At 70.9% G+C, this 23,766-nt stretch carries 26 protein-coding genes; 16 read left to right on the plus strand and 10 right to left on the minus strand.

The annotated features are described in order from the left end of the window. The first annotated feature begins 1,690 nt into the window (after nucleotides 1–1,690). A complete protein-coding gene (locus OG247_RS42360) occupies nucleotides 1,691–2,329 on the plus strand; it encodes a hypothetical protein (protein ID WP_239516702.1) in 639 nt (212 codons plus the stop codon). Beyond that, nucleotides 2,326–2,799 (plus strand): MarR family transcriptional regulator, encoded by a 474-nt coding sequence (locus OG247_RS42365; RefSeq protein ID WP_250744360.1) that lies wholly within the window; start codon nucleotides 2,326–2,328, stop codon nucleotides 2,797–2,799. Before OG247_RS42360 ends, OG247_RS42365 begins: the two co-directional genes overlap by 4 nt. A gap of 130 nt (nucleotides 2,800–2,929) precedes the next feature. Here the strand turns inward: OG247_RS42365 and tpg are convergent, their stop codons facing one another. The 5 genes from tpg to OG247_RS42390 all read right to left on the minus strand — a co-directional run bounded on the left by tpg (nucleotide 2,930) and on the right by OG247_RS42390 (nucleotide 9,012). After that, nucleotides 2,930–3,484 (minus strand): telomere-protecting terminal protein Tpg, encoded by a 555-nt coding sequence (gene tpg / locus OG247_RS42370; protein WP_327257834.1) that lies wholly within the window; start codon nucleotides 3,482–3,484, stop codon nucleotides 2,930–2,932. Nucleotides 3,485–3,493: 9 nt separating this feature from the next. After that, nucleotides 3,494–5,815, minus strand: coding sequence for a telomere-associated protein Tap (tap, locus tag OG247_RS42375; RefSeq protein WP_327257835.1), 2,322 nt, complete (start codon nucleotides 5,813–5,815; stop codon nucleotides 3,494–3,496). A gap of 126 nt (nucleotides 5,816–5,941) precedes the next feature. Further along, complete coding sequence (locus OG247_RS42380) at nucleotides 5,942–6,847, minus strand: ParB/RepB/Spo0J family partition protein (RefSeq protein ID WP_327257836.1); 906 nt, start codon at nucleotides 6,845–6,847, stop codon at nucleotides 5,942–5,944. Next, complete coding sequence (locus OG247_RS42385; protein ID WP_327257837.1) at nucleotides 6,844–8,115, minus strand: ParA family protein; 1,272 nt, start codon at nucleotides 8,113–8,115, stop codon at nucleotides 6,844–6,846. Before OG247_RS42385 ends, OG247_RS42380 begins: the two co-directional genes overlap by 4 nt. Before the next feature lie 204 nt (nucleotides 8,116–8,319). After that, nucleotides 8,320–9,012, minus strand: a complete 693-nt coding sequence (locus OG247_RS42390) for a ScbR family autoregulator-binding transcription factor (RefSeq protein ID WP_327257838.1) — start codon at nucleotides 9,010–9,012, stop codon at nucleotides 8,320–8,322. 264 nt (nucleotides 9,013–9,276) lie between these two features. On the opposite strand from OG247_RS42390, the gene OG247_RS42395 reads away from it, so the two are divergent. The 4 genes from OG247_RS42395 (at nucleotide 9,277) to OG247_RS42410 (ending at nucleotide 12,811) form a co-directional block, all read left to right on the plus strand. After that, the gene (locus OG247_RS42395) at nucleotides 9,277–10,029 is read left to right on the plus strand and encodes a TetR/AcrR family transcriptional regulator (protein WP_327257839.1); all 753 of its coding nucleotides are present in this window, start codon (nucleotides 9,277–9,279) and stop codon (nucleotides 10,027–10,029) included. 348 nt (nucleotides 10,030–10,377) lie between these two features. Beyond that, nucleotides 10,378–11,298, plus strand: coding sequence for an NAD-dependent epimerase/dehydratase family protein (locus OG247_RS42400; protein WP_327257840.1), 921 nt, complete (start codon nucleotides 10,378–10,380; stop codon nucleotides 11,296–11,298). Between the two features lie 6 nt (nucleotides 11,299–11,304). Continuing rightward, the gene (locus OG247_RS42405; protein WP_327257841.1) at nucleotides 11,305–12,261 is read left to right on the plus strand and encodes an RNA polymerase sigma-70 factor; all 957 of its coding nucleotides are present in this window, start codon (nucleotides 11,305–11,307) and stop codon (nucleotides 12,259–12,261) included. Between the two features lie 43 nt (nucleotides 12,262–12,304). After that, nucleotides 12,305–12,811, plus strand: coding sequence for a DinB family protein (locus tag OG247_RS42410; protein ID WP_327257842.1), 507 nt, complete (start codon nucleotides 12,305–12,307; stop codon nucleotides 12,809–12,811). Nucleotides 12,812–12,867: 56 nt separating this feature from the next. On the opposite strand, the gene OG247_RS42415 is transcribed toward OG247_RS42410, so the two are convergent. Together OG247_RS42415 and OG247_RS42420 are read right to left on the minus strand one after the other, a co-directional pair. Further along, nucleotides 12,868–13,419 (minus strand): flavoprotein, encoded by a 552-nt coding sequence (locus tag OG247_RS42415; protein WP_327257843.1) that lies wholly within the window; start codon nucleotides 13,417–13,419, stop codon nucleotides 12,868–12,870. Between the two features lie 132 nt (nucleotides 13,420–13,551). Continuing rightward, on the minus strand, nucleotides 13,552–13,806 hold the full coding sequence (locus OG247_RS42420) for a hypothetical protein (RefSeq protein ID WP_327257844.1): 255 nt from the start codon (nucleotides 13,804–13,806) through the stop codon (nucleotides 13,552–13,554). A 191-nt stretch (nucleotides 13,807–13,997) separates the two neighbouring features. Here OG247_RS42420 and OG247_RS42425 point away from each other — a divergent pair, with 191 nt between their 5' ends. The 3 genes from OG247_RS42425 (at nucleotide 13,998) to OG247_RS42435 (ending at nucleotide 16,195) form a co-directional block, all read left to right on the plus strand. Further along, entirely contained in the window at nucleotides 13,998–14,201 is a 204-nt protein-coding gene (locus OG247_RS42425; protein WP_327257845.1) for a DUF4287 domain-containing protein, read from the plus strand. 101 nt (nucleotides 14,202–14,302) lie between these two features. Beyond that, nucleotides 14,303–15,145, plus strand: coding sequence for an NmrA family NAD(P)-binding protein (locus OG247_RS42430; protein ID WP_327257846.1), 843 nt, complete (start codon nucleotides 14,303–14,305; stop codon nucleotides 15,143–15,145). Nucleotides 15,146–15,274: 129 nt separating this feature from the next. Next, nucleotides 15,275–16,195, plus strand: coding sequence for an AraC family transcriptional regulator (locus tag OG247_RS42435; RefSeq protein WP_327257847.1), 921 nt, complete (start codon nucleotides 15,275–15,277; stop codon nucleotides 16,193–16,195). A gap of 12 nt (nucleotides 16,196–16,207) precedes the next feature. Here the strand turns inward: OG247_RS42435 and OG247_RS42440 are convergent, their stop codons facing one another. Then, nucleotides 16,208–16,693 (minus strand): GNAT family N-acetyltransferase, encoded by a 486-nt coding sequence (locus OG247_RS42440; protein WP_327257848.1) that lies wholly within the window; start codon nucleotides 16,691–16,693, stop codon nucleotides 16,208–16,210. Between the two features lie 162 nt (nucleotides 16,694–16,855). Between OG247_RS42440 and OG247_RS42445 the strand changes: the two genes are divergently transcribed. Further along, complete coding sequence (locus OG247_RS42445; protein ID WP_327257849.1) at nucleotides 16,856–17,401, plus strand: DUF1772 domain-containing protein; 546 nt, start codon at nucleotides 16,856–16,858, stop codon at nucleotides 17,399–17,401. On the opposite strand, the gene OG247_RS42450 is transcribed toward OG247_RS42445, so the two are convergent. Next, on the minus strand, nucleotides 17,398–17,889 hold the full coding sequence (locus tag OG247_RS42450; RefSeq protein ID WP_327257850.1) for an anthrone oxygenase family protein: 492 nt from the start codon (nucleotides 17,887–17,889) through the stop codon (nucleotides 17,398–17,400). The two genes, OG247_RS42445 and OG247_RS42450, sit on opposite strands and share 4 nt — an antisense overlap. Nucleotides 17,890–18,130: 241 nt before the next feature. On the opposite strand from OG247_RS42450, the gene gdhA reads away from it, so the two are divergent. From gdhA to OG247_RS42475, 6 genes are all read left to right on the plus strand, one after another. Then, nucleotides 18,131–19,495, plus strand: coding sequence for an NADP-specific glutamate dehydrogenase (gene gdhA / locus OG247_RS42455; RefSeq protein WP_327257851.1), 1,365 nt, complete (start codon nucleotides 18,131–18,133; stop codon nucleotides 19,493–19,495). 509 nt (nucleotides 19,496–20,004) lie between these two features. Next, complete coding sequence (locus OG247_RS42460; RefSeq protein WP_327257852.1) at nucleotides 20,005–21,342, plus strand: AMP-binding protein; 1,338 nt, start codon at nucleotides 20,005–20,007, stop codon at nucleotides 21,340–21,342. A gap of 203 nt (nucleotides 21,343–21,545) precedes the next feature. Continuing rightward, nucleotides 21,546–21,896 carry a DUF1254 domain-containing protein gene (locus OG247_RS42465; RefSeq protein WP_327257853.1) on the plus strand — a complete coding sequence of 117 codons (351 nt, stop codon included), beginning with the start codon at nucleotides 21,546–21,548 and terminating at the stop codon, nucleotides 21,894–21,896. Continuing rightward, entirely contained in the window at nucleotides 21,871–22,194 is a 324-nt protein-coding gene (locus OG247_RS42470) for a DUF1214 domain-containing protein (protein ID WP_327257854.1), read from the plus strand. The genes OG247_RS42465 and OG247_RS42470 overlap by 26 nt, the downstream gene beginning before the upstream one ends. Beyond that, nucleotides 22,191–22,361: a DUF1214 domain-containing protein gene (locus tag OG247_RS45030; RefSeq protein WP_442813700.1), complete on the plus strand. Its 171-nt coding sequence runs from the start codon at nucleotides 22,191–22,193 to the stop codon at nucleotides 22,359–22,361. Before OG247_RS42470 ends, OG247_RS45030 begins: the two co-directional genes overlap by 4 nt. Before the next feature lie 51 nt (nucleotides 22,362–22,412). After that, entirely contained in the window at nucleotides 22,413–23,309 is an 897-nt protein-coding gene (locus OG247_RS42475) for a DMT family transporter (RefSeq protein ID WP_327257855.1), read from the plus strand. A gap of 16 nt (nucleotides 23,310–23,325) precedes the next feature. Here the strand turns inward: OG247_RS42475 and OG247_RS42480 are convergent, their stop codons facing one another. Further along, complete coding sequence (locus OG247_RS42480) at nucleotides 23,326–23,763, minus strand: GNAT family N-acetyltransferase (protein ID WP_327258058.1); 438 nt, start codon at nucleotides 23,761–23,763, stop codon at nucleotides 23,326–23,328. Between the last annotated feature and the right edge of the window lie 3 nt (nucleotides 23,764–23,766).

Raw genomic sequence — 23,766 nt, forward strand, 5'->3', positions numbered from 1 at the left:
TACCGAAGCGCTGCGCGCTTCGGACTGAGGCGGCCTCGCTGCGCTCGGCCGGCCCGCGTCGCGGGCCAGTGCCGACCCTTCGGGTCGGGGGTCCTCCGCTTCGCTTCGGACTGAGGCGCCCTCGCTGCGCTCGGGCGGGGCCGCTTTGGGGCCCGGTGCCTCCCCTTTGGGGAGGAAGCCCTCCGCTTTGCTTCGGGCTGGGCGCCTTTGGCGCCCAGGGGTACCCAAGCGCTGCGCGCTTGGGACTGTGGCGCCCTCGCTGCGCTCGGGCGGGGCCGCTTCGCGGCCTGGTTGCCTCCCCCCTTCGGGGGGAGGGGGCCTGGCGCTTCGCGCCGGGCTAGGCGCCTTTGGCGCCAGAGGCACCGAAGCGCTGCGCGCTTCGGACTGAAGGGCCGCGCGGCGCTCGGTGGGGCCGGCTTCGCGGCCCGGTGCCTCCCCTCCGGGGGATGAAGCGCGCCGCTTTGATCCGGGCTGGGCGCCTTTGGTGCCCAGGGGTTCCGAAGCGCTGCGCGCTTCGGACTGAGGCGGCCTCGCTGCGCTCGGCAGGCCCGCTTCGCGGGCCAGTGTCTTCCTTTCGGCGAGGCAGTTCTCTGCTGGGCTCTGGGGCTGGGTTAGGCAGCCAGGAAGGGTTGGGGTTCAGACAGAACTGTTGTGCGGCCTAGCTGTGTTGCTAGGTAGGGGCCTTGCTCTTTGCTGCAGGTCTAGCTCGGTTTTGAGACTCAAGGGCTGCTTCTCGAGGAGGCTCAGCTTGGCTTTGGGGTAGGGGCTTTGGACTGAGTTTTCTTACTGGTGTGGGTTGAGTCGGTTGCGGAACCTGCATCTGAGGTTTGGTGTGGGTGGTCTTTCAGAGTCTGGGCTGGGAATCAGCCATAGGTGTTCTTTGGGGGTTGACGGGTGTTAGTGGGGGTCGAGTGTGGTCTTCGCAGTGGTGAAGGTTGATTCTTGAGGTGTTGAGGGCAGTTGGGTGGTTTGGGGGTTCTTGAGCTGGGGTTTTGGGTGGGGGTCTTAACGGCGTTAACGCGGGTGGGGTTTGGGGTGTTAACCGAGCTAAGGGTTGAGTGGGTGGGTTGCTTCAAAATGTGGTGTGGATAGAGACGGGAATCAGTCAGATTCTGGGGTTGTGGCTGGGGGGTAGGGGGCTTCAGTGCGGGGTCCGGAGGGGTGGGAAGTACTTGTTTTTGGGGCGTCTGGGAGGGCTTTCCTGCTGGTTGAGACGGCGTTGAAGGCTTGGGCGGGAGCGACCACCGGCCTATAGAAGGTACGGAGATGCGTCGTCGCAGGTCAGAGGGGGTGCGGGGGAAAAGATATGTCCCCTCAGGAGGGACATATCTCGGTGGTTGTGTCGCTGCTAGGGGGACACAACGGCTGCAAAATGTCAGTGGAGCTGACGTAAAATGCGCTAAAACGTCGGGGGGGCTGACGTATTGGGGGAGATCTGCCGGGTAACTGGTGGTGGGGCGGGTGGGGTTGGCGGGGGAGGGGCGGGAGGGGGCTCGGGGAACGGTGTGGCTGAGATATGTCACCTGTGAGGGGACACAAGACACGCCGAACGTCAACGAGCGTGACACTTGTGTCACCCTTGTTGACATACTGATCTCCGCAGATCAACGGAGTGGAGAGCAGCCTCGTGTCATCAGAGCCACAGCGCCGCCGGGGCAATCCGGTAGGGACCCCGCGTCCCGATCTGCCGGTGGACGACGCGATCTCCGCGTGGAGTCAGCCCCTGGCTCCGGTCAAGGATCTGGACAGCCTCGCGAAGCGGTACCCGACGCGGAAGCTGACTCTGGACGGTGAGCGCAAGCCGCTGGAGTTCTACGGGACCGAGAATCAGCCGAATGCGTTCTCGATGGACAGCCTCGAGTTCTTCCTCGTGATCGCCCAGTACTTCCGTGAAGCGCTGCCTCTGCGGCTGATCCTGCTGCTCATTGCCTGTCAGCGGGCGGGGGGGCGGATTCCACTTACCCAGGAGGAGATGGCTACCATCCTGGATGTCAGCCGGACGAAGACGTCGGAAGCTCTGCACACGGTGATGTCTCATGGGATCGTCTTCAAGGTGCGGCGGGGTGTGTATCAGTTCAACCCGCCCTACAGTTACCGGGTGGCGGAGTTCATCCCGGGTACCGAGATGACGGGTGAGTTCGTGAAGGTGGAGCAGCACGGGACCATCTCGCAGATTCGTAGCGATACGAGCCTGCCTGACTTGGTTCGCTTCCCCTCGCTGGACCACATGAGGCAGGCCATCGCGGAACTGCGGGCCGAACGGGCAAGAGAGCGCGCTGCGCGTCGGGTGAGCCGGACGAAGCGCACGGGAGAAGGGACGGCTCAGTGAGTACCTTGCGATTCGCTGCGGTCAACGCAGACGGGCTGCTCTCCGACCTCGACCTGCCGCCGGCGGCGTACCGGGTGCTGCTGAAGCTGCGTTCGCTCAGTGAGCCGGGCGGGCGGATCCTCATCGACCAGGCGACGGTCGGCGGGATGCTGGACCTGAGCCGGCCGAGCGTGAACGCCGCGCTGCGGAGCCTGGAGCTGGCGAAGTTGGTCCGGAAGATCCGGAACGGGGTCTACCAGATCAACCCGATGCTCGCCGGGTACACCTCGTTCGAGGATGCGGTCGCGGCCGTGAACGAGATGGACGCGGAGGAGCGGCTGGACGCGCGGGGCTATGTGGCCAGCTACCACCGGGCGGTGGCGGCGTATCAGGACCAGCTCGCCGAGCAGCGCAAGAAGCGGGCGGCTCAGGCCGTGGCCAAGAAGGCGGCTGAATCGAAGCGGCGTAGGGCGCTGCACGCGGTTGGCTGAGTAGGTGGTGTTTGTGGGGCTTCTGAGGGGTGCTCAGGGGCTTGTGGGGGCCCCGGAGTACTCCGGGGCCCTTTGTGGTTTCTAGGGGCTCAGGGGGGCGTGTGGGGGCTCGGGCTCATGTGAGGGTTCTTCAGAAGTTGAGTTCCACGTAGTCGATGTCGGTGAACTCGACCAGGAGGCCCTGGGCGCGGGCGCCGTGGTCCTTGAAGTAGATCTCCTGGAGCCCTTCGGCGGTGATGCCGCGGAGCTGGGCCTCGGTGGCTCCGGCCTCGTGTGCGGTGAAGAGGCGGGAGGCGTACTCCGGGGGGAGGTGCTGGGTGATGCGGCGCATCCGGCCGTCGTCGGTCGTGCCGGGGGCGGCGCTGAAGCCGAAGCGGGCGCGGGTCTCGATGACGAGGCCGGTCTGCTTCGCGGCCTTGGCGCGGGCCCGCTTGCGGACGAGGGGCTGCCAGCGGCGGCGTACCTCGCGCTCCAGGCGGGCGGAGAGGGCCGGCTTGGGCTGCTTGATCTGGTCCTTCACGTACCGCTCGACGGTGCGCCGGGAGATGACGAGGAGGTCCGCTACGGCCTTCGTCGATTTGAGCTGTTTTACGAGGTAACGGATCTGGGCGCCCGCGGATTTGGGGATGGGGCGGGTGAAGTTCTGCTCGTCGGCGCGGTCGAGGCTGTCGCTGATCTCGGACATGGGTGGCTCTTACTCTCCGTCGGCCGCGGCGTCGTGGCCCTTGATGTGGCGGGCGGGGTTGTGGCGTTCGTCGAGGAGTTGAACGGCCCAGAGGAGGGGCTGGGTGCCCTCGTGCTTGACCATGCCGGGGCTGACGCCGAGACGGAAGCCGCCGGGCAGGGGCTTGCCCTCGGGGGTGCGGGGGAGGAAGTCGAGGGGGCTGGGGCCGTCGGACAGGTAGACCGCGCAGTCGGAGAGGACGGCGATGGGGTAGAGGTCTGCTGTCGTGGCGAGCTTCTGCATCTTGCGGTGCATGTTGACGCGGGCCGTCGAGATGACGGCGGCGCGGATGTCGGGGCGCCAGGTGGGGCGTTCGAGGGCGGGCCAGCTCTCGCCGGGGCGGTAGCCGGCGCCCTGCGGGCGTTCGCGGAGCTTGCCGATGCCGCCCTTGACGGTGGACTTGATCGCGGAGAGGACCGCGGTCTGCGGGGTGGGGGTGTCGGGGTCCCCCTTGTACTCCGCCATGGCCTTCAGGAACTCGGCGTCCGTGAGGGCCGCGTGGACGCCGAGTTCCGCCATCGTCGCCATGTAGGCGTCGCGCAGGCGGGTGTACCAGGCGTCGAGGTACGGGCCGTGGTCCGGGCGGAGCCAGGCCTCCGTGGGCTGGACGGTGAGGCCGAGTTCCTTGGCGTAGGCGAGGGTCGGAGTGGCGTACCAGGCGGGGCCGGTGGGGGGGCGGCCGTGCGGGGTGAAGGGGCTGGGGAGGCGGGGGTCCATGGCGGTGGCTTCGGCCGAGAGGTCGGCCAGCCAGCAGCCGGGGAGCTTCGGGTCGAAGCGGGGGCCGTCGGTGTGGACCGCGGGGCCGGTGCCGACGAGGAGGCGGTTGGCGGCGGCGGCGAAGGCCATGTTCACGTCGACGCCGACGGCGTGGGTGCGGGTGCACTCGGCGTCGGTGAGGAGCTGGGGGTCGCGGATCCAGTCGTACGCCTCTTCGTCGAGGACCTGGTCCGGGGTGCGCTGGTGGGAGCGGGGGTAGAGGGCCGCGACGACCGGGTGTTCGTCGGGGGCCTCCGGGGGAGCGGGGTCGACGGGGCGGGTGAGGGAGCCGGGGACCGGGGCGGAGACCCAGGTGTTCGTGGACTCGTCGCGGGCGGCGCGGGTGGGCGGCCGCAGCGCCGTCATCAGCTCCAGGCCCGAGACGGCGGTGGAGCCGCGGGGGGTGAGGACGCGGGTCGCGTAGGAAGTGAGCAGCTCGGCGAGTTCCGGTGCCGGGAGGTCGGCGGTGTGTTCGCCCCAGGCGCGGGGGTCGAGGGCGCCCCAGGGGAGGATCGCGAGCTGGACGCACTGGCGGCCGGTGGTGGGGGTGGCGGGGCGGTAGATGCGGGGCCAGGGGCCGAAGCCGCGGCGGGTCAGCTGCCACTTCGCCTTGGTGAGCTGCTTGATGACGGGGTGGTCGTCGGGGAGGCGGAGGCCGCGGCGGTCTTCCAGGACCAGGGGGAGTCCGAGTGCCTCGGTGGCGGCGGGGGTGAGGACGAGGAGGGGGTCGCCGTCCTTGCCGTTGCGGTGGAGGCGGGGGGAGCGGAGGTTGGCGGCGGGGGTGAGGGCCCATTCGACGAGGGCGGGGAGGGTGGTGGGGGGTGTGAGGACTGCGCCTCGCGCGGCGTGGGCCTTTCCTGTGCCGTCCAGTACGGCCAGGGGGCCGTTGCCCTCTAGGAGGGGTGGGGGGGTGGATTTGGCGGTACCCGTGCGGGGGGTGGGCGTGGCCGGTCCCGTTCCCGTTCCCGTTCGGGGTCCCGTTGCCGGCTGGGGGTGGGGGGTGCGGGGTGCGGGGTGCGGGGGGGTGGGGGGTGGGGTGGGGGCTTGTGGGGCTGTTCCCTTACCCGCCCCTTCACGGAACTGGGGCTCCGGCTCAGGCTCCGGCTGCGGGGTCGCTGCCTCGGGGGCGGCGTTCCCCGGGTGGGGGGTGGCGTTAACGGCGTTAACGGGTGCGGCGCTGCTGGGGGTGGGCCCGGCGTCTTCGGTGCGGGCCTGGAGTGTGGGGGGCTGGAGTGTGGGGGGCTGCGGGGTGTTGAGCGCGTTGATGCCGTGGAGGTCTGCCAGGCCGTTGAGGAGACGGGCGTAGGCGGCGCGCTTGGGGGGCCGGGGGGCCGTGCGGCCGGTTTCCCAGGAGGTGACCGTTTCGCGGCGGACGGCCAGGGCCTGGGCGATCTGGTCCTGGCTCAGGCCTGCGGCCTCGCGGAGGCGCTTGCGCTCGTCCGGGTGCGGGAGGGCGTCCTGTGCCGCGGCCTCTTCCAAAAGGGCATCGACCGCGGCGAAGAGCGTGGTCTGTTCGTTTTCGTGCGCGTTGGGCATGGGCACCTCCAGGCGCAGCTTATGCGAACCGCACCATGGAACGCACGTGAAACACACGTGGGGGCGTGGTGGTCCGACCTTGGCCAACGCCCCCTTCGTGTCGGGTGGGGTCGGGTCTGGTGTGGGTCAGATGCGGGTCAGGAGGAGTTCGGTCACCGCCTTCAGGTCGTCCGGGGTGAGGTGGGCGGTGAGTGCGTCCGCGATCGTGTCCGGGGAGTCCGCCGCGATCGTGATGCGGCGGGGGGAGGCGGGAGAGGAGGGCGAGGGGGAGGGTTCGGGGGAGGGCTCGGGGTTCGGGGTCGGGCGGGTGCGCTGGCGTGGGGGGTTAACGGCGTTAACGGCTTCGTCTGCCGCGGAGGCCTGGTCCTCCTGGGGGAGGCGGCCGATGCGGCGGGCCGGTTCCACCTTGAGTTCGCCGGTCTCCACCTTGTCCTGGAGTTCCGGGGTGAGGTTGAGGAGGGTCAGGCGCTGGGAGACCCAGGCCGGGGTCTTGCCGAGCCGCTTGGCGACCTGGGCCTGGGAGCCGTGGACCTCGACGAGTTGCTGCAGGGCGCGGGCCTGGTCCATGGGAGCCACGTCGACGCGGTGGACGTTGGCGATGAGCGCCGACTCCAGGATGTCCGCCGCCGAGGAGGCGAGGGAGTCGTTGACGTGGATCTGCATGGTGCGAAGGCCGGCGCGCTGGGCCGCCGCCAGGCGGCGGTTGCCGTCGATGACCACGTACGGGGCGCGGCCCAGTCCGTCGGTGTTCCCGGGATGCGCCTCCATGAAGGCCATGCGGGTGGCGACTGCCAGGGGCTGCAGCTGACCCCGGGTCGTCAGGGACGCGGCCAGCTCGTGGAGTTCGGTGAGGTCCTCGCGGAGGTTGAAGGGGTTGTGGGCGAGTGCCTCGATCGGCACCTCCGAGGGCGGGACCACGCCGGAGGTGGGAGCGCCGGTGGCTTCGGCGATGGCTGCGCGGCGGGAGCTGACGCCTACGGGCTGGGCGCGGGCGAAGGAGCTCGAGACTCCGAGTTTGTCGGCCTTGCTCATGAGATCTCCCTTGCGAGGGCGCGGAGGGCGACCGCTTGCTCGCCCTTGGGTGCGTAGACGAACAGGGGCTGCTTCACGCGGACCGCTTCGCGCTGTTCCTTGAGGTCGGGGACGATGGCCACCACGCGCGGATCCTTTATGTCCATCCAGGCCTGGAGGGAGGAGGTCGCGATGTAGCCGCGCCGGCCGTCGTAGAGGTTGACGACGAGACCGAGGTAGTCGATGTCGAGGCTGAGATCGTCGCGGAGGTCGTTGATCTGGGAGGTCAGGAGGTCGTAGGCGTCCGCCGAGGAGTCCTCCGCCTGGACCACGATCAGTGCGCCGGAGGCTCCCGGCTGTTCGGCGTCGCGGCGGCGGCCGTAGTAGATGGCGGCGTCCATGCTGAGCCCGAGACTTGGCGGGCAGTCGATGAGGATGACGTCGTAGTCGGCCTCGACGGGGGCGAGGGCCCGTTCGAGCGCGGCCTCGCGGGCACGGACCGTGGAGAGCCGGACGTCGAGGAGGAACGCGTCCGTGCACGCCGGGAGGATGTGGAGGCGGTCGCCGAAGCGTTCGTCCGGGATGGGGACGATCAGGTCGGCGAGGGGCCCCTTGGCCTCGCCCGCCATGTGGCAGGTGAGGCTGTCGCCGCCGATGGGCAGGGGCTGCCGGCCGAGCTGCTTGGTGAGGTGGCCCTGGGGGTCGAAGTCGACGAGCAGGACGCGCATGCCGAGGCCGGGCAGGTCTTCCAGGTCGACGGGAGGGGCGGACGCGGTGGCCTCCTGGCCCGGCTCGTCTCCGTCCTCGAGGGCCGAGAGCCGGGCCAGTTGGCGGGCCACGCGGACCGGGTGGAGGCTGTCGGGGTCCTCGGCGAGGGCTTCGGCGGTGCCTGCGGTGATGGCGGTCTTGCCGACACCGCCCTTCTGGTTGCACACCACGATGCGGCGGACGACCGAGGGCCGCTTCACGGTGGGGGCCGGGTTCATCTCCAGCCAGAGGGAGACGGCTTGGGCGAGTCCCTGGATGAGGGAGACGCCGCGGTGCTTGGAGTCGGTGCGGAAGGACTCCCACTGGCCGGCGGGCAGCCAGGTGGAGAAGGACTCGGCGCCGGAGGTGTCGACGGGGGAGGGGGAAGAGGCGAGCGCGCTCCAGTGGGCGATGCCCTGGTGGACGGCGTCCTGGATGTCCACCCGCAGTTGGGCGGTGCGGATCTTGAGCTCTTGGCGCAGCCACGGAGGGAGTTTGGAGACGACCTTCTCGCGGTCGCTCGGTGATGAGGGTGAAGTCATGCGAGGGACTTTACTAACGTTCACGGGTGTTCGTGGGCACCACGCTTGAGTTTTGCTAACGAAGTGGTGTGGATCGGCCCCGGAGCGGCCCTCCGGGTGGGGACAGGGTGTTGGGGCAGGGGGGAACAGGGCGGCCTCGCACGCGCCGTGGTGAGCACCCCCGTGGTTCACCACGGCGCGTGCGAGGCCGCCCTGGACGCGTCGTCAGGCGGTTGGGGCCGGAGCGGAGTCCGGGGTCCGAGCAGAGTCCGGGGCTGACAGGCCCAGTTCGGACCGGCACTCGGGCGAGCCGGCCGGGTCGAAGCGGGAAACGCGGTCTGCGGGCACGATTCCCGGGAGCGTGAACTTCCACAGGTCGATGACCCGGGCGTGCAGGTCCGCGCGGCCGGTGCGTACGTGCGAGGTCACCTGGATGCCGGAGAACGCGGCGACGAGCATGGTCGACAGGGCGTGGGCGTCGACCGAGGGCAGGATGTCGCCGCGCTCCTGGGCCGGTGTCAGACAGCTCAGGGAGGTGTCGATCCAGGCGTTGTACGGGCTCGGGTCCGGGTCGGTGAAGGAGCCGAACTCGATGACCAGGCGGATCCCGGCGCGGACCCGGATGTCGGAACGGAGACCGAAGGCCATCCGGTGCGTCAGGTCGATGGCGGTCTGGAGACCCGGCTCCGCGAGGGCGGGCAGGCCCTCGGAGACCTGGAACTGTTCGTCCATCAGGGTCCGGGCGATGGCTTCCTTGGACGAGAAGTGGAAGTACAGGGCGCCTTTGGTGACGCCGGCCCGCCCGGCCACGTCGGTCAGGCTGGTGCCGTGGAAACCGGTCCGGTCGAAGGCGATGGCCGCGCCGTCCAGGATCGCCTGCCGGGTGATCTCGGCTCGTTCCTGTCTGGCCCTCGCCATGCGGGTTCTCCTTGGGATCGCGGCAGTTGGGCGGAACCGGGGAGGTGGTCACCGCATGGTTCGGCCAGGGTCAATCTAGGCAGATGGGCCTTAAAAAAACCAGTCGACCAGTACTTTTTATGGAAGTGGATCATTAACGGCGTTAACGCGGCGGGTGGGGGTGAGTGGTGGGTGGGGTGGTGGCGTTAACGCCGGAACGGCATTAACGCCGTTAACGTGTACGGTGGACGCAGTTTAATGGCGGGGCGAGTGTGAGGGGATCCCATGACGGACGCGGACGAGCAGTGGGGCGCGGCCGTCCGGCTGCTCTGGGGGCCGCCGGTGAAGCCCGCACGCGGGCCCAAGCGGGGGCTCACGCTGGAAGGGATCGCCGGCGCGGGGGTCGCTCTCGCGGACACCGAGGGGCTGGCCGGCGTATCGATGCAGGGAGTGGCCGGGCGGCTGGCGGTCACGAAGATGGCGTTGTACCGGTACGTGCCGGGCAAGGCGGAGCTGGTCTCGCTGATGGTGGAGGCCGCGATCCCGGACCCCTCGGTGCTGGACGGCCGTCCGGTCGGGGAGGGCTGGCGTGAGCGGCTCGCGGTGTGGGCGCGGGAGCTGCTGGCCGGATTCCGGGCGCATCCGTGGCTGTTGGAGGCGACGGTCGGGGCGCGGGTGATGGGGCCGGTCGAGGTGGGGTGGATGGAGCGGGCACTCGCCGCGCTCGACGGGTGCGGGCTGACCGGGGCCGAGGCGATCGACGCGGTGGTGCTGGTGTCGGGGCACGTACGCGGGATCGCGGAGCAGGAACGCGCGATGGCGGGCGGGGCCGCGGGGGAGGGGCCGGACGCGCAGCTGACGTCGGTGCTCGGGGAGGTGATGCGGGTGCACGGGGAGAAGTACCCGGCGCTGGGGGCCGCGTTGGCCTCCGTGGCGGAGACCGGGGGGCAGGACCAGGCGCTGGACTTCGGGTTGGAACGGATCCTCGATGGGCTCGGACTGCTGGTCGCGGAGCGGGTGGGTGGGCTTGGGTCGTAACGGCGTCAACGCCTTGGTCGTGGGGTGGGGGCCGGCGCGCGAGGCATTAACGGCGTTAACGCCGGAGGGAGCGGGGGCGTTGGCGTTGGTGGTGTGCGTCGTGGGGTGGGCGCGGGCATTAACGGCGTTAACGCTGCGAGGGCCTGGGTCTCCGTGGGTGTTGGCCGCGGGGGCATTAACGGCGTTAACGCCGGGGGGCCTGGCGGCGGGTTCCCTCCCGCGGTGGTGGCGGTCGGGCTTGCGTTCCTTTGCTGGTGACCGCGGTCGCTTTTGCTTCGTGTCACGTTCCGGGCCGCCCATCTGTCCCATGGATGACGGCGCAAGGAACGAGTGAAGAAGGAGACGGCCATGAAGGTTCTGCTGGCGGGTGCGAGCGGGGTTCTGGGGCAGCGGGCGGTACGGGCTCTGCGCGCGGCCGGGCACGAGGTCGCCGGTCTCGGCCGGGGTGCCGGGATGGACGTACGAGCCGACCTGCTCGACCGTGAGGGCCTGCTGCGAGCCCTGGACGGGCTCGGCTTCGACGTGGTCGTGCACGCGGCCACGGCCCTGTCGGGGAAGACCATGGCCCGGCACCAGGACATGGTCGGGACGAACGCGTTGCGCACCGAGGGGACGGCCAACCTGCTTGCCGCCGCGCGCGAGACCGGGGCGCGGCGGTTCGTCGTGGAGTCGATGATGTTCGGCTACGGATACGGGGACCACGGCGGGGCGGTGCTCGGCGAGGACGACGGCTTCGGGCCGCAGGGGGCGAACGTCTGGCTGGAGCGGCACGTGGGTGCGATGCGGACCAAGGAAGAGCTGGCCTTCACCGCCGACGGGATCGAGGGGGTCAGCCTGCGCTTCGGGCTGTTCTACGGGGCCGGTATCACTGATGTCCACGTGGTGCCGATGCTGCGCAAGCGTGCCCTGCCGGTGGTGGCGGCCAAGGGGCGGGCGCTGAGTTGGGTCGACGTGGCCGACGCGGCGGCTGCCGTGGTCGCCGGCGTGGAGTCGGGGCGGCCCGGGCAGGCGTACAACATCGTCGATGACGAACCGCTGGGGTGGGACGCGCACATGCGGGCGGTGGCCGCGGCGTTCGGGGCGCCCGCGCCGATGACCGTACCGCTTTGGGTGCTGAAGCCGGCCCCGCTCGCGCACACCATCATGAGAACGGACCTGAGGCTGTCGAATGCCAAGGCGGGGCGTGAGCTGGGCTGGGCTCCGACGTACGGGAGCAGTGCGGCCGGGGCCGGGGCTCTTGCGGAAGCCGCGGAGGCGGCGGCAGCATGATCGTTCGTGAGCACTGCTGAGCACCTCCCGGGAGCCTCCTTCGATGCCCTCGGCCCCTTCACCGCCCATCGCCGGCTGCTGTTCGACGTCGCCTACCGGATGCTCGGCAGCGTCGTCGACGCCGAGGACGTCCTCCAGGACGCGTGGCTGAGCTGGGACCGCGCGGACCGGTCGGCGGTGCTCAACCCGCGGGCCTACCTGGTGCGTACGGTCACCAACCTGTCCCTGAACCGGCTCACCTCAGCCCGCGCCACCCGCGAGACCTACATCGGGCCGTGGCTGCCCGAGCCGCTGCTGACCGAGTCCCTGCCGACCGTGCCCGATGGTGCGCGGGAGGTGGAGATGGCCGAGACGGTGTCGACCGCGATGCTGGTGGTGCTGGAGAGCCTGAGCCCGCTGGAGCGCGCGGTGTTCGTGCTGCGGGAGGTGTTCGGGTACTCGTACGCGGAGGTGGCCGGGGTACTGGACCGGGCGGAGGCGACCGTACGGCAGACCGGGCACCGGGCACGGGCCCACGTACAGGCCCGGCGGCCGCGGTTCGCCACCGAACCGGGGCAGCGCGGTGAAGTGACCCGGCGGTTCCTGGCGGCGTGTGCGGGCGGGGACCTGAACGCGGTGATGGAGCTGCTCGCCCCCGAGGTGACGGCCTGGTCGGACGGCGGCGGCAAGGTGACGGCGGCCCGGCGGCCGCTGCACGGTGCCGATCACGTGGCGCGCTGGCTGCTGGGGATGCTGGCCAAGCCCTCGCTGCAGGCGGTGACCCTGGAATCCGCGCGGGTCAACGGGGAGGAGTCGGTGGTGTTCGTGCACGCGGGAGTCGCGCGTGCGGCGCTGACCTACGACCTGGACGCGGTGGACGGGCGGGTCGTGAACCTGCGGTTGCAGGTGAATCCGGAGAAGGTGGCGGGGCTGGTGGGGTGGGCAGGGGGAGGGGCCGCGGCGTCCGGGGCGGCCGGGATGTGAAATCGGCGTGCGGGGGCCGCCGTAAGGCTGTGATCATCATCGGATGATCGATGAGCAGCGGACCCCGCCCGGGCTGGTGGGCGACGAACGGGCCACCTTGACCAGCGTTCTCCAGTGGCAGCGGGACACCCTGATGATGAAGTGCGCCGGGTTGTCGGACGAGCAGCTGCGGCGCAGGGCGGTGGCTCCGTCGGGGCTGAGCCTGCTCGGGTTGGTACGGCATCTCGCGGAGGTCGAGCGCGGCTGGTTCCGCAACGTCGTGGGCGGCGAGGACGTGCGCGGCTACTTCCCGAAGAACGAGGCCGGGGAGCGGACGGAGTTCCACGTGGACGACGCGGACGTCGCCGGCTCGTTCAAGATCTGGGAGGACACCTGCGCCCGCTCGCGGGAGATCGTGGACGCGGCCGAATCCCTGGACGTGACCGGCTCCTACGAGGACCAGGCCTACTCCCTGCACTACGTACTGGCCCACATGATCGAGGAGTACGCCCGGCACAACGGGCATGCGGACCTGCTGCGCGAGGCGATCGACGGGACCACGGGGGAGTAGCGGCGCCACGGGGGGAACGGGGGGAGGGGCTGGGGGCCCGTCCCCCCCGGGGAGGACTAGGTGCCGGATGCCGTGGCGCGGTCCACCTCGGCCAGGGCTGCCGCCCAGGGGAAGTGCGCCGGGGCGTCCGGGCCCGCCGGGCCGGGGGTGAATCCGCCCTCGCCGAAGAGGACCGAGACGCCGGCGCCGCGCAGGACGGCCAGGGACTGGTCGAACTGCGGGTGGGCGGCGAGGGCGGAGTTCGCGCAGGGCATGGTGACGACGGGGGTGCCCTTGCCGATGGCCTCGGCGGCGACCCCGACGACGAAGCGGTCGGTCAGGCCGAGGGCCCAGGCGTTGACCGAGTTGAACGTGGCCGGGGCGAAGAGCAGGGCGTCGGCCGGCGGCCACACATCGGGCTCACCGGGCAGTTTGTACTGCCAGCGGACGGGGTGGCCGGTGAGCGCGGCCAGACCGTCGAGGCTGTTGGACAGCCAGTGGGCGGCGGTGGGGGTGAGGCCGAGGCAGACGTCCCAGCCCCGGGACTGGGCGTCCTCGATGACATGGGCCACGTCGAAGACGGGCGGGGCGGCGGAGCACAGCAGGTAGAGCGTCTTCGTCGTGGTCATACCGCAATGTGATCATATTGCTTGACCTGCGGGTGACGGAGGCTGCGGCGGACGTATCCGAGGCGCCGGACATGACGAACCCCCGGACCGGGGCCGGTCCGGGGGCCCGGGGGCCCGGGGTGGCCGTGAGGGTCAGCGGTGGGAGACGGTCTGCTGGGCGCTGCCCGCGGTGAACGCGTCGAACGCGCCCGAGAAGTCGGTCAGGTCGTCGCCGGCCTGACCGGGCACCAGGCCCGCGATGTCCTGGACGTCCTGGGTGTTCTGGACGTCTCCGACGGTGCTGGTGACGGCGTCGGCGAGCGGCGGCTCGGCGGCCATGGCGGGGGCTGCGACGGCGAGGGCCGCGGTACCGGCGATGAGGGCCGTGGTGACGATGCGCTTGATCATGTCCTGGTGAACGACACGGTCGTATGGGGGTCACGGCAGGTCAGGCGGACGCCGGCTCGGGTGACGGTGCTCTCGGTCCACACGATGCGGAGATCATCCGGCATTCTCGTGGTGGGACCGATGACTTTTCGCGGAGGTCCCGGTCTACCTCTTGTATGTCGCAGCCGCAAGAACTGAGGAAGAGGACCGTCATGACCGAGCCGGCCAAGGGCCCCGCCAGCTACTTCCCCTCCATCGAGAAGAAGTACGGCCGTCCGATCGCGGAGTGGCAGGAGCTCATCCGCACCTCGCCGCTGACCAAGCACATGGAGCTCGTCGCCTGGCTCAAGAGCGAGCACGAGATGGGACACGGGCACGCCAACGCGCTCGTGAAGCACACGCTCGACGAGCGGTAGGGGGCCGCCCGGAAGGGTGGGCGAGGGGCGTGGACGCAGGCGTATGCGGTTGAGCTTCTCGGCGATGTCGCGTCTCAGGCCGGGGGAGTTGACTGGTTCTCATGACGAAGACAACGCAGCAGACGCAGAACGACACCGCCCTCCGCACGCTGGTGGTCGGCGGCACGGGCAAGACGGGCCGGCGTGTGGCGGAGAAGCTCACCGCCCTGGGCCGTCCGGTCCGCATCGGGTCGCGCTCCGGCGAGCCGGCCTTCGACTGGAACGAGCCCGAGGGCTGGGGGCCGGCCCTCGAGGGCGTGGACCGCGCGTACGTCACCTACTACCCCGACCTCGGCTTCCCCGGCGCCGCCGAGCAGGTCGGAGCCTTCGCCCGGGTGGCGGTGGCCGCCGGGGTGCGCCGGCTGGTCCTGCTCTCGGGCCGCGGCGAGGAAGCGGCCCAGCGGAGCGAGGAGGCGCTGAAGGAGTCCGGGGCCGACTGGACGGTGGTGCGCGCGGCCTGGTTCAACCAGAACTTCGACGAGAGCTTCTTCCTGGAGTCGGTGCTCGCCGGCGAGATCGCCCTGCCGACGGCCGACGCCGTCGAGCCCTTCGTCGACGCCGAGGACATCGCCGACGTGGTGGTGGCCGCGCTGGGCGACGACCGGCACATCGGCCGGACGTACGAGCTGTCCGGCCCGCGGCTGCTCAGCTTCTCCGACGTCGCGGCCGAGCTGTCGAAGGCGACCGGGCGCGAGATCTCGTACGTCCCGGTCTCGACCGAGGCCTACGGGGAGATGCTGCGGGAGAACGGGCTGCCGGAAGAGTTCCTGGAGCTGTTCACGCTCATCCTGGACGGGCGCAACGCGCACCTGGTCGACGGGGTCGAGGAAGTGCTGGGCCGCAAGCCGCGGGAGTTCACGGACTTCGCGCGGGAGGCGGCGGCCCGTGGGGTCTGGGACGTGTAGGCGATGGGCGGTCGCGGCGTGGGCGAGCGGGGTGTGGGCGAGCAGGCAGTGGGCGAGCACGCAGTGGGCCTGGGGGCAGTGGGCGGGCGGCCAGTGGGCGGGCGGGGACCGGGCGGGGAGAATGGTCCGATGGACACGCTGACGGCTCTGCTCGAAGGCCCCAAAGCCAAATCCGCCTTCCTCATCAAGTGCGCGTTCGACCCACCCTGGTCTGCCCGGATCGAGGACCGGGCTCCGCTGTCGGTGATGACGATGGTGCACGGATCGGCGTGGCTGCTGCCGGACGGGGGCGAGCCGGTGCTCATCGCGCCGGGTGAGGCGGCCCTGGTGCGCGGACCGGTTCCGTACACCCTCGCCGACGCCAAGGACACACCCCCGCAGATCCGGGTGGGTCCGGACCAGCGGTGCAGCAGGGTGGACGGCGGGGAGGACGTGTCCGACTCCATGGCCCTCGGGGTACGGACCTGGGGCGCGGCGGCAGGCTCGGCGGTGCTGCTGAGCGGCACCTACCAGGACCCGGGCGAGATCGGCAGCCGCCTGCTCAGGGCGCTTCCGCCGGTGCTGGTCGGGCCGGTGGACCCGACGCTGGTCGGGCTGCTGGGCGTCGAGATCTCCCGTACGGAGCCGGCCCAGGAGCTCGTCCTGAACCGGCTGTTGGACCTGCTGCTGATCGGCGTCGTACGCGGCTGGCTCGCGGAGCGCGGCGGCGCCGAGAACGACCCGGTCACCGGCCCGGCACTGCGGCTGCTGCACGAAAACCCCGCGTACGGCTGGACCGTGGAGTCGCTGGCCCGCAAAGTCGGCGTCTCGCGGGCCGCGTTGGCCCGCCGCTTCACCGAGCTGGTCGGCGAACCCCCGATGTCCTATCTGACGGGCTGGCGCCTGGCCATGGCGGCGGACCTGCTGCGCGACCCGTCGACGACACTCGCCTCGGCAGCCCACCGGGTCGGCTACAGCTCGGCGTTCGCGCTCTCGACGGCCTTCAAGCGGGTACGCGGAGTCAGCCCGCGGGAGTACCGGGCGGGGGCGGTGGCGGCCGCCGGGGGGTGAGAGGCGGGGTGGTCAGGGGGTCCGGAGATCCAGGACGGCCACCGTTTCGCCGTCGCTTTCCTCGCCCGTCGGGCGGAAGCCGAGGGAGAGGTAGAAGGGTTCGGGGGTGCCGGGGCCCGGGTGCCAGGTGACGTAGGCGTGGGAGGTGCCCCGGCTGCGGAGTTCGGCGAGGACCGCCGTGACCGCGAAGCGGCCGTAGCCCTTGGACTGGTGGGCGGCCGATATGTTCAGGCGCCAGAGGCCGGAGCGGATGTCGTGGGGGTCCTCGGCCGGATTCCAGGCGATGTCGAGGAAAGCCATCACGAAGCCGACCACCTCGTCGCCGTCGACGATCGCCCGGGGCCAGGCCGTCTCCCCGTGGGCCTCGGCCTCCGCCAGAGACTTCGCGACCGGGGAGACGAGGTGCTCCTGGTCGGGGCGGACCGACAGCGCGCTGACGGCGGCGACGTTGTCGGGGGTGACCGGGGCGAGGCGGAGGGACTTGACGGATGTGCTCATTCGCGCAGCCTACGTGTGCGGTACATGCGGGTTGGCGGGGGCTGCGCGTCGCTGGAGGTTCACTGGCCCGATCGCGTGGGCGGTGGCACGATCAACAGCCGTCGGGGGGCGGTGGGAGCCTCCCGGGGCGTTCTGGATTTCGGACATACGGGGGCACAGCTGATGGGATCCAACGGCACCAGACTCTCCACCGCACTGCTCGTACTGTCGACCGTACTGGTCGGCCTGATGGCGGGGCTGTTCTTCGCCTTCGACGTCTCGGTGATGCCGGGACTGGCGAAGACCGACGACCGTACGTACGTCACGGCGATGCAGAGCTTCAACGCCGTCATCGACGGCAACCCGCTCTTCGGGACGGTCTTCGTCGTCGCGCTGCTCGCCGCCTTCGCCGCGGCGTTCGTCGAGGCGCGGGCCGGGCGCCGCGCGGTGGCGCTGTGGGCCGCGGTGGCCGCGGCGGCGTACCTCGTCGTGCTCGTCGTCACCTTCGCGGTCAACATCCCGCTCAACAACGAGCTCGCCGACTTGGGTGACGCGGCGAAGCTGACCGACTTCTCGGTCGTCGAGAAGTTCAAGGGCACCTGGGAGACGGCGAACATCGTGCGCACCCTGCTCTGCGCGGCGGCGCTGACCGCCCTGGCGCGGGCGCTCGTGCTGTACGGGCGGGCGACGGGGGCGTCGGCGGCGTCGGTGGCGTCGGTGGCCCTTTAGGCCGCGGCTGCCAGGAGGGCCCAGGACTGGCAGGCCAGGGCGGCCGTGCACAGGGCGGTACGCCAGCGGTTGGCGGGTACCCACTTCGTTTCGAAGGCCGCGCGCACAGCGGCCGGATCGGCGATCCGCTCGGCGGGGCCGGCCGCTTCCAGGGCGTTGTTGAGCGGGATGTTCACCCGACCGGTGACCGCGACGGCGAGTACGTAGAGGACGAGGGCACACGCCAGCGCGGGAAGCGGCGCGTGCTCGCCGGCGGGCAGGTGGAGCCCCAGGGCGAGGCCGGTGAAGAGGAGCGCGCCCAGGAAGGCCAGCATGAACCAGCCATTGATGATGGAGGTGTTCACGCGCTGCATGACGGAGATGAGGGTCCGGTCGTCGGAGCGCTTGAGGGCCGGCATCACCGAGACGTCGAAGGCGAAGAAGAGGCCGGCCATCAGGCCCGTCGTGAGCGTCGCGGCGACGAGGGCGGCGACCCGTGCGATGTCCATACGGCCTGTCTATGTCCTTGCGCCTGGTTCTGTCCATGGTGGAGTGGGAGCCGAGTGGTCCACGGTGGAGTAGGGGCCGAGCCGAGCAGGCCGGAAAGGCTCGTGGTCGTGGTCGGCGGGCGGGGTACCCTCCGGCTGGGACTGTGCTCGGATAATGAATTCCGCGATGCGGAAGTCTGGTCCGTAGCTTCGAGCCGCATCTCGGAGCCGGTCCCGGCGTAGAGACCAGGAGGAACAGACCGTGACGGACCCCAAGGACCCGCAGGGCCGGCTGGACGCGCTGCGCGGCGACATCGAGCGCCGCAACCCCGCCCAGCCCGAGTTCCACCAGGCCGTACGGGAGGTCCTGGACACCCTGGCCCCCGTGTTCGCGGCGCGTCCCGAGTACGCGGAACCGGGTGTGGCCCTGCTGGAGCGGCTCACCGAGCCGGAGCGGCAGATCATCTTCCGGGTGCCGTGGCAGGACGACCGTGGTCGCGTCCACGTCAACCGTGGCTACCGCGTCGAATTCAACAGCGCGCTCGGCCCGTACAAGGGCGGCCTGCGCTTTCACCCGTCCGTGGACATCGGCGTGGTGAAGTTCCTCGGCTTCGAGCAGGTCTTCAAGAACGCGCTGACCGGGCTCGGCATCGGTGGTGGCAAGGGCGGCAGCGACTTCGACCCGCGCGGGCGGTCGGCGGCCGAGGTCATGCGCTTCTGCCAGTCCTTCATGACCGAGCTCTACCGTCACATCGGTGAGCACACGGATGTGCCGGCGGGTGACATCGGTGTGGGCGGGCGTGAGATCGGCTATCTGTTCGGGCAGTACCGGCGCATCACCAACCGCTGGGAGGCCGGCGTCCTGACCGGCAAGGGCCAGGGCTGGGGCGGCTCGCTGATCCGCCCGGAGGCCACGGGCTACGGCAGCGTGCTGTTCGCCGCCGAGATGCTGGCGGTCAAGGGGCTGTCGCTCGACGGGCTGACGGCCGTCGTGTCCGGCTCGGGCAACGTCGCGCTGTACACGATCGAGAAGCTGCAGCAGCTGGGGGCGAACCCGCTGACCGCGTCCGACTCTCAGGGCTATGTGGTGGATGAGAAGGGCATCGACCTCCCGCTGCTGAAGCAGATCAAGGAGGTCGAGCGCGGGCGCGTGAGCGAGTACGCGCAGCGTCGCGGGCCCTCGGCGCGGTTCGTGCCGGGCGGGCGGGTGTGGGAAGTGGCGGCGGAGGTGGCCTTCCCGTCGGCCACGCAGAACGAGCTGAACGCGGATGACGCGCGGACGCTGATCGCCAACGGGATCAGGGCGGTGTCGGAGGGCGCGAACATGCCGACCACGCCGGACGCGGTGCACCTGCTGCAGGCGGCCGGGGTGTCCTTCGGGCCCGGCAAGGCGGCGAACGCGGGCGGGGTCGCGGTCAGCGCGCTGGAGATGGCGCAGAACGCGGGGCGTGTGGCGTGGAGCGCGGAGCGGGTCGAGTCGGAGCTGGCGGGGATCATGCGGGACATCCACGCGGTGTCGTACGCGACCGCCGAGCGGTATGGCTCCGCCGGGGACTATGTGGCGGGGGCGAACATTGCTGGGTTTGAGCGGGTGGCGGACGCGATGTTGGCGCAGGGGTTGATCTGACGCGTTGACGCGTTGATGTGGTGATGCGCTGATGTGGTGATGCGCTGAGGTGGCGGGTTGGGGCGGGTCGGGGGTGCCGCTGTGCGGGGTGTCCCCTACCCGCCCTTCCTCCGTTCCCCGGGCTGCGCCCGGACCGCTGGGAGGCCGGGCTGCGCCCGGGCCTCACGGGGCTCCGCCCCGGACCCCGCGCCTCAAACGCCGGCGGGGCTGGGGTGGGGCGGCGGCGGGGCCGGGGTGGGGCGGTAGGGGTGGGTTGGCTGGCTGGCTGGCTGGGATGGGCTGGCTGGGGTGGTGCTGGGCCGGTTGGCGGGGTGGGCCGGTTGGGTGGGTCCGTTGGAGTGGGTGGGTCGGCTGGGGTGGGCTGGCTGGGGTCGTGGTGGGCCGGTTGGGGTGCGTTGGCTGGCTGGGGTGGGCTGGCTGGGGTTGTGGTGGGTCCGTTGGGGTGGGGTGGGTCCGTTGGGGTGGTCGTAGGGTGGGCGGTTGATGGTGATCGACTTTTTGGGGGATCAGTGCTGACCGCGCTTACCGGGGTGTATGGGGACCGGGCCGATGCTCTGCGGGTGGCCGGGCGGGACGCCTCCTATGAGGAGCTGCTCGGTGCGGCCCGTGCCGTGGCTGCCGATGTCGCCGGGGCGCCCGCCTTCGCGGTGACCGCGACGGCCTCGCTGGAGACCGTCGCCGCCGTCGTCGGCGGGCTGCTGGCCGGGGTGCCCTTCGTACCGCTGCCGCCCGACGCGGGGCCCGCCGAGCGGGAGCACATTCTGCGGGACTCCGGCGCGGTGCTCGTCGACGTGGACTTCGGACGGCGTGCGGACGGGGGTGCGGGGGTGGTCGCGGGCCCCGGGCAGCCGGCGCTGATTCTTTACACCTCCGGGACCACCGGGCCGCCCAAGGGGGTCGTCCTCACCGCCGAGGCCGTGGCCGCCGATCTCGACGCCCTCGCCGAAGCCTGGCAGTGGAGTGCCGAGGACACCCTCGTGCACGGGCTGCCGCTGTTCCATGTGCACGGACTGGTCCTCGGGGTGCTCGGAGCGCTGCGTACCGGGAGCCGTCTCGTGCACACCGGGCGGCCCACCCCCGAGGCCTACGCCGAGGCCGGGGGCAGCCTGTACTTCGGGGTGCCGACCGTGTGGTCCCGTATCGCGGGGGCGCCGGCGGCCGCCGCCGCGCTGGGCGGGGCCCGGCTCCTCGTCTCCGGCAGTGCCGCGCTGCCCGCGCCGGTCTTCCGGGACCTGGAGCGGCTGACCGGGCTGCGGCCCGTGGAGCGGTACGGGATGACCGAGACGCTGATCACCGTCAGCGGGCGCGCGGGCGGGCAGGTGCGCCCCGGTACGGTCGGCACTCCGCTCCGGGGCATCCGTACGCGGATCGTGGCGGAGGCGGGCGCCGAGATCGGCGAGCTCCAGCTCACCGGGCCGACGCTGTTCTCCGGGTACCTGGGCCGGCCCGAGGCCACGGCCGCCGCCTATACGGAGGACGGGTGGTTCCGTACGGGCGACATCGCGGCCGTCGACGAGGCCGACGGGGTCCACCGGATCGTCGGCCGGGCCTCCATCGACATGATCAAGTCGGGTGGGTACCGGATCGGCGCCGGCGAGATCGAGAACGCGCTGCTGGATCACCCCAAGGTGAGCGAGGCGGCGGTGGTCGGGCTGCCGGACGCGGACCTCGGGCAGCGGATCGTGGCCTTCGTGGTGGCCGAGGGCGTCACGGGTCCGGAACTGACGGACTTCGTCGCCGCGCACCTGTCGGTGCACAAGCGGCCGCGCGAGGTGCGGTTCGTTGCGGAGATTCCGCGCAATGCGATGGGCAAGCCGCAGAAGAAGCTGCTGCTGGGCGACGCCTGACGGTGCGTGTGCCGGGTGGTCCCACGGATTCGGGCTGCGCCGCTCCCCGGTTGCCGTCGGCCTGGTGAGCGCCGAGGGTGGAGTGGTACTTGTCCGCTTTGGGTGGGGTTGATCGGAGTGCGCGTGGACGCCGAGTCGTTGCTGGAGCAGATCGCGCGCAGGGTCACGAGAAGGCACGCGGGGACGAGGGGTGCTGGGCGGGGATGGCGGCGTTCCGCTACGGCTATCCGCTGGTGGAGATGCACCGAAGCCTGTGGGAATGGCACGTCGACACGAGTGCGCCCACGCACATGGGGGCGATCAACCAGGTGCACCACACCCCGCGCCGCGCGGAGCCGAAGGACACCTACTTCGTCACCCCGATCGTGGACGCACCCTACTCACGGACCTTCGTCGACCTCGCCGCCGGGCCGGTCGTGCTGTCGGTGCCGCCGGTCGCGGACCGGTACTTCACCGTCCAGCTCCTGGACATGTACACCAACAGCTTCGCCTACGTAGGCACCCGCGCCAGGGGCGGATCGCTGGGTCATGGTCGACCCCGACACCATCGGTGACTGGGGCACCGACTACTTCTCCCGCCTGGAGATCGCCCAGCTCGGTCTGCTCGCCAACAAGGCCCAGGAGGCGTACTACGTCGGCGCCATGCTCGACGCCGACGGTCGGCCCATGTCCGGCGACCACACCTACGAGATCCGCTTCGCCCCCGACGGCTTCCCGCCGGTGGGTGCGTTCTGGTCGGTGACCATGTACCTCAACCCCGAAGGGTTCCTCGTCGAGAACCCCATCGACCGCTACCACCTGGGCTCCCTGACCAAGGGCCTGCAGTACGGACCGGACCGGACGGCTCCCTGACCCTCTACCTCCAGCGCGGGAACCCCGGGCCGGACAAGGAGGCCAACTGGCTGCCCACCACCGAGGCGGGCACCCTGTTCCGGCTCATCCTGCGCCAGTACCTGCCCCACCCCTCCATCCTGACCGGCCGCTACGCACCGCCCGCCATCGTCCGTACCGACGGCTGACCCCGGAAAAAGGGCGACGGGCCTTTCGGGCGGGGCAGGTAGCTTGCTCGCATGGACAAGACGTCTGATCAGGTCAGGGCCGACCGGCGGGCTCTGATAGCCGCCGGAGTGACCGTCGTGCTGTGGGCCTCCGCGTTCGTTTCCATCCGCTCGGCGGCCGCGCACTTCGGGCCCGGAGCGCTCGCGTTCGGACGCTTGCTGACCGCCTCGGTCGCGCTCGGGCTGGTACTGGTCGTCAAGCGGGTGCCGCCGCCGCCGAAGCAGGCGTGGCCCGGGATCCTGGTGTCCGGGGTGCTCTGGTTCGGGCTCTACATGGTGACGCTGAACTGGGGCGAGCAGCTCGTGGACGCCGGCACCGCGGCCATGATCGTCAACATCGGCCCGATCGTGATCGCCCTGCTCAGCGGCTGGCTGCTGAAGGAGGGGTTCCCGCCCATGCTGTTGGCGGGCATGGCGGTCTCCTTCGCCGGAGCGGTGCTGGTCGGACTGTCCACCTCGAACGGCGGGAGCGCCTCGCTGGGAGGGGTCCTGCTCTGCCTGGTCGCCGCGCTCACGTACGGGGCCGGGGTGGTCGCGCAGAAGCCGGCGCTGGCGTATGCGAGCCCGATCCAGGTGACCACGTACAGCTGCTTCGTCGGTACGGCCGTCACCCTGCCCTTCGTCGGGCAGCTCGTCGACCAGCTTCCCGGGGCCCCGCTCGACGCCGTCCTCAACATGCTCTACCTGGGGCTGTTCCCGACCGCGCTCGCCTTCACCACCTGGACGTACGCGCTGTCGCGGACCACCGCGGGAAAGATGGGCGCGACCACCTACGCGGTGCCCGCGGTCGTGGTGCTCATCGCCTGGATCGCCCTCGACGAGATCCCGGCCGCGCTGACCCTGCTCGGTGGTGCGGTCTGCCTGGCCGGCGTCGCCGTCTCCCGGAGGCGGCGACGCCAGCCGGCGTAGGCCGGGGGACCTGCGGTCACGTCAGGCGCAGGTCCACGAAGGGCACGGTGTCGCCGGGCAGGACGTAGCGGTCGACTTCGGTGAAGCCGGCTCGTCGCGCGAAGTCCAGGCCCTCCGGGTTGGAGGCGAGGACCACGGTCTCGATCACCTCGGCGCCGAGGGTCCGTGCCCGGGCGAGTGCGGAGGCGTACAGCTCCCGGCCGAACCCCCGTCCGCGGTACGCGGGCAGGACGCGCGCGATCACGGTGGCGGTCGTGGAGCCCGCGGTGGGGGGCCGGAGCGTCGTGCATCCGACGAGGGCGTCGCCGAGGTGGGCGATGTGCAGGACGTGGCGCGCGGAGCGTTCCCGTACGTCTTCGAGGGAGAGGAAGGCCGTCGGGATGACCGTGTTGTGGACGTGCTGCCAGTCGTGCAGGGCGGCTTCCGAGGCGGCGTGCACCGGGTGGATGCGCAGGGC

Origin of the sequence: Streptomyces sp. NBC_01244 (assembly GCF_035987325.1) — a bacterium.
Classification (GTDB): Bacteria; Actinomycetota; Actinomycetes; order Streptomycetales; family Streptomycetaceae; genus Streptomyces.

Bases quoted from the DNA above. Each gene is read 5' to 3' on its own strand.
- tpg (WP_327257834.1), bottom strand. From the start codon at position 3,484: ATGTCCGAGATCAGCGACAGCCTCGACCGCGCCGACGAGCAGAACTTC.
- tap (WP_327257835.1), bottom strand. From the start codon at position 5,815: ATGCCCAACGCGCACGAAAACGAACAGACCACGCTCTTCGCCGCGGTC.
- OG247_RS42380 (WP_327257836.1), bottom strand. From the start codon at position 6,847: ATGAGCAAGGCCGACAAACTCGGAGTCTCGAGCTCCTTCGCCCGCGCC.
- OG247_RS42385 (WP_327257837.1), bottom strand. From the start codon at position 8,115: ATGACTTCACCCTCATCACCGAGCGACCGCGAGAAGGTCGTCTCCAAA.
- OG247_RS42390 (WP_327257838.1), bottom strand. From the start codon at position 9,012: ATGGCGAGGGCCAGACAGGAACGAGCCGAGATCACCCGGCAGGCGATC.
- OG247_RS42395 (WP_327257839.1), top strand. From the start codon at position 9,277: ATGACGGACGCGGACGAGCAGTGGGGCGCGGCCGTCCGGCTGCTCTGG.
- OG247_RS42400 (WP_327257840.1), top strand. From the start codon at position 10,378: ATGAAGGTTCTGCTGGCGGGTGCGAGCGGGGTTCTGGGGCAGCGGGCG.
- OG247_RS42410 (WP_327257842.1), top strand. From the start codon at position 12,305: ATGATCGATGAGCAGCGGACCCCGCCCGGGCTGGTGGGCGACGAACGG.
- OG247_RS42415 (WP_327257843.1), bottom strand. From the start codon at position 13,419: ATGACCACGACGAAGACGCTCTACCTGCTGTGCTCCGCCGCCCCGCCC.
- OG247_RS42420 (WP_327257844.1), bottom strand. From the start codon at position 13,806: ATGATCAAGCGCATCGTCACCACGGCCCTCATCGCCGGTACCGCGGCC.
- OG247_RS42425 (WP_327257845.1), top strand. From the start codon at position 13,998: ATGACCGAGCCGGCCAAGGGCCCCGCCAGCTACTTCCCCTCCATCGAG.
- OG247_RS42430 (WP_327257846.1), top strand. From the start codon at position 14,303: ATGACGAAGACAACGCAGCAGACGCAGAACGACACCGCCCTCCGCACG.
- OG247_RS42435 (WP_327257847.1), top strand. From the start codon at position 15,275: ATGGACACGCTGACGGCTCTGCTCGAAGGCCCCAAAGCCAAATCCGCC.
- OG247_RS42440 (WP_327257848.1), bottom strand. From the start codon at position 16,693: ATGAGCACATCCGTCAAGTCCCTCCGCCTCGCCCCGGTCACCCCCGAC.
- OG247_RS42445 (WP_327257849.1), top strand. From the start codon at position 16,856: ATGGGATCCAACGGCACCAGACTCTCCACCGCACTGCTCGTACTGTCG.
- OG247_RS42450 (WP_327257850.1), bottom strand. From the start codon at position 17,889: ATGGACATCGCACGGGTCGCCGCCCTCGTCGCCGCGACGCTCACGACG.
- OG247_RS42465 (WP_327257853.1), top strand. From the start codon at position 21,546: ATGGCGGCGTTCCGCTACGGCTATCCGCTGGTGGAGATGCACCGAAGC.
- OG247_RS42470 (WP_327257854.1), top strand. From the start codon at position 21,871: ATGGTCGACCCCGACACCATCGGTGACTGGGGCACCGACTACTTCTCC.
- OG247_RS42475 (WP_327257855.1), top strand. From the start codon at position 22,413: ATGGACAAGACGTCTGATCAGGTCAGGGCCGACCGGCGGGCTCTGATA.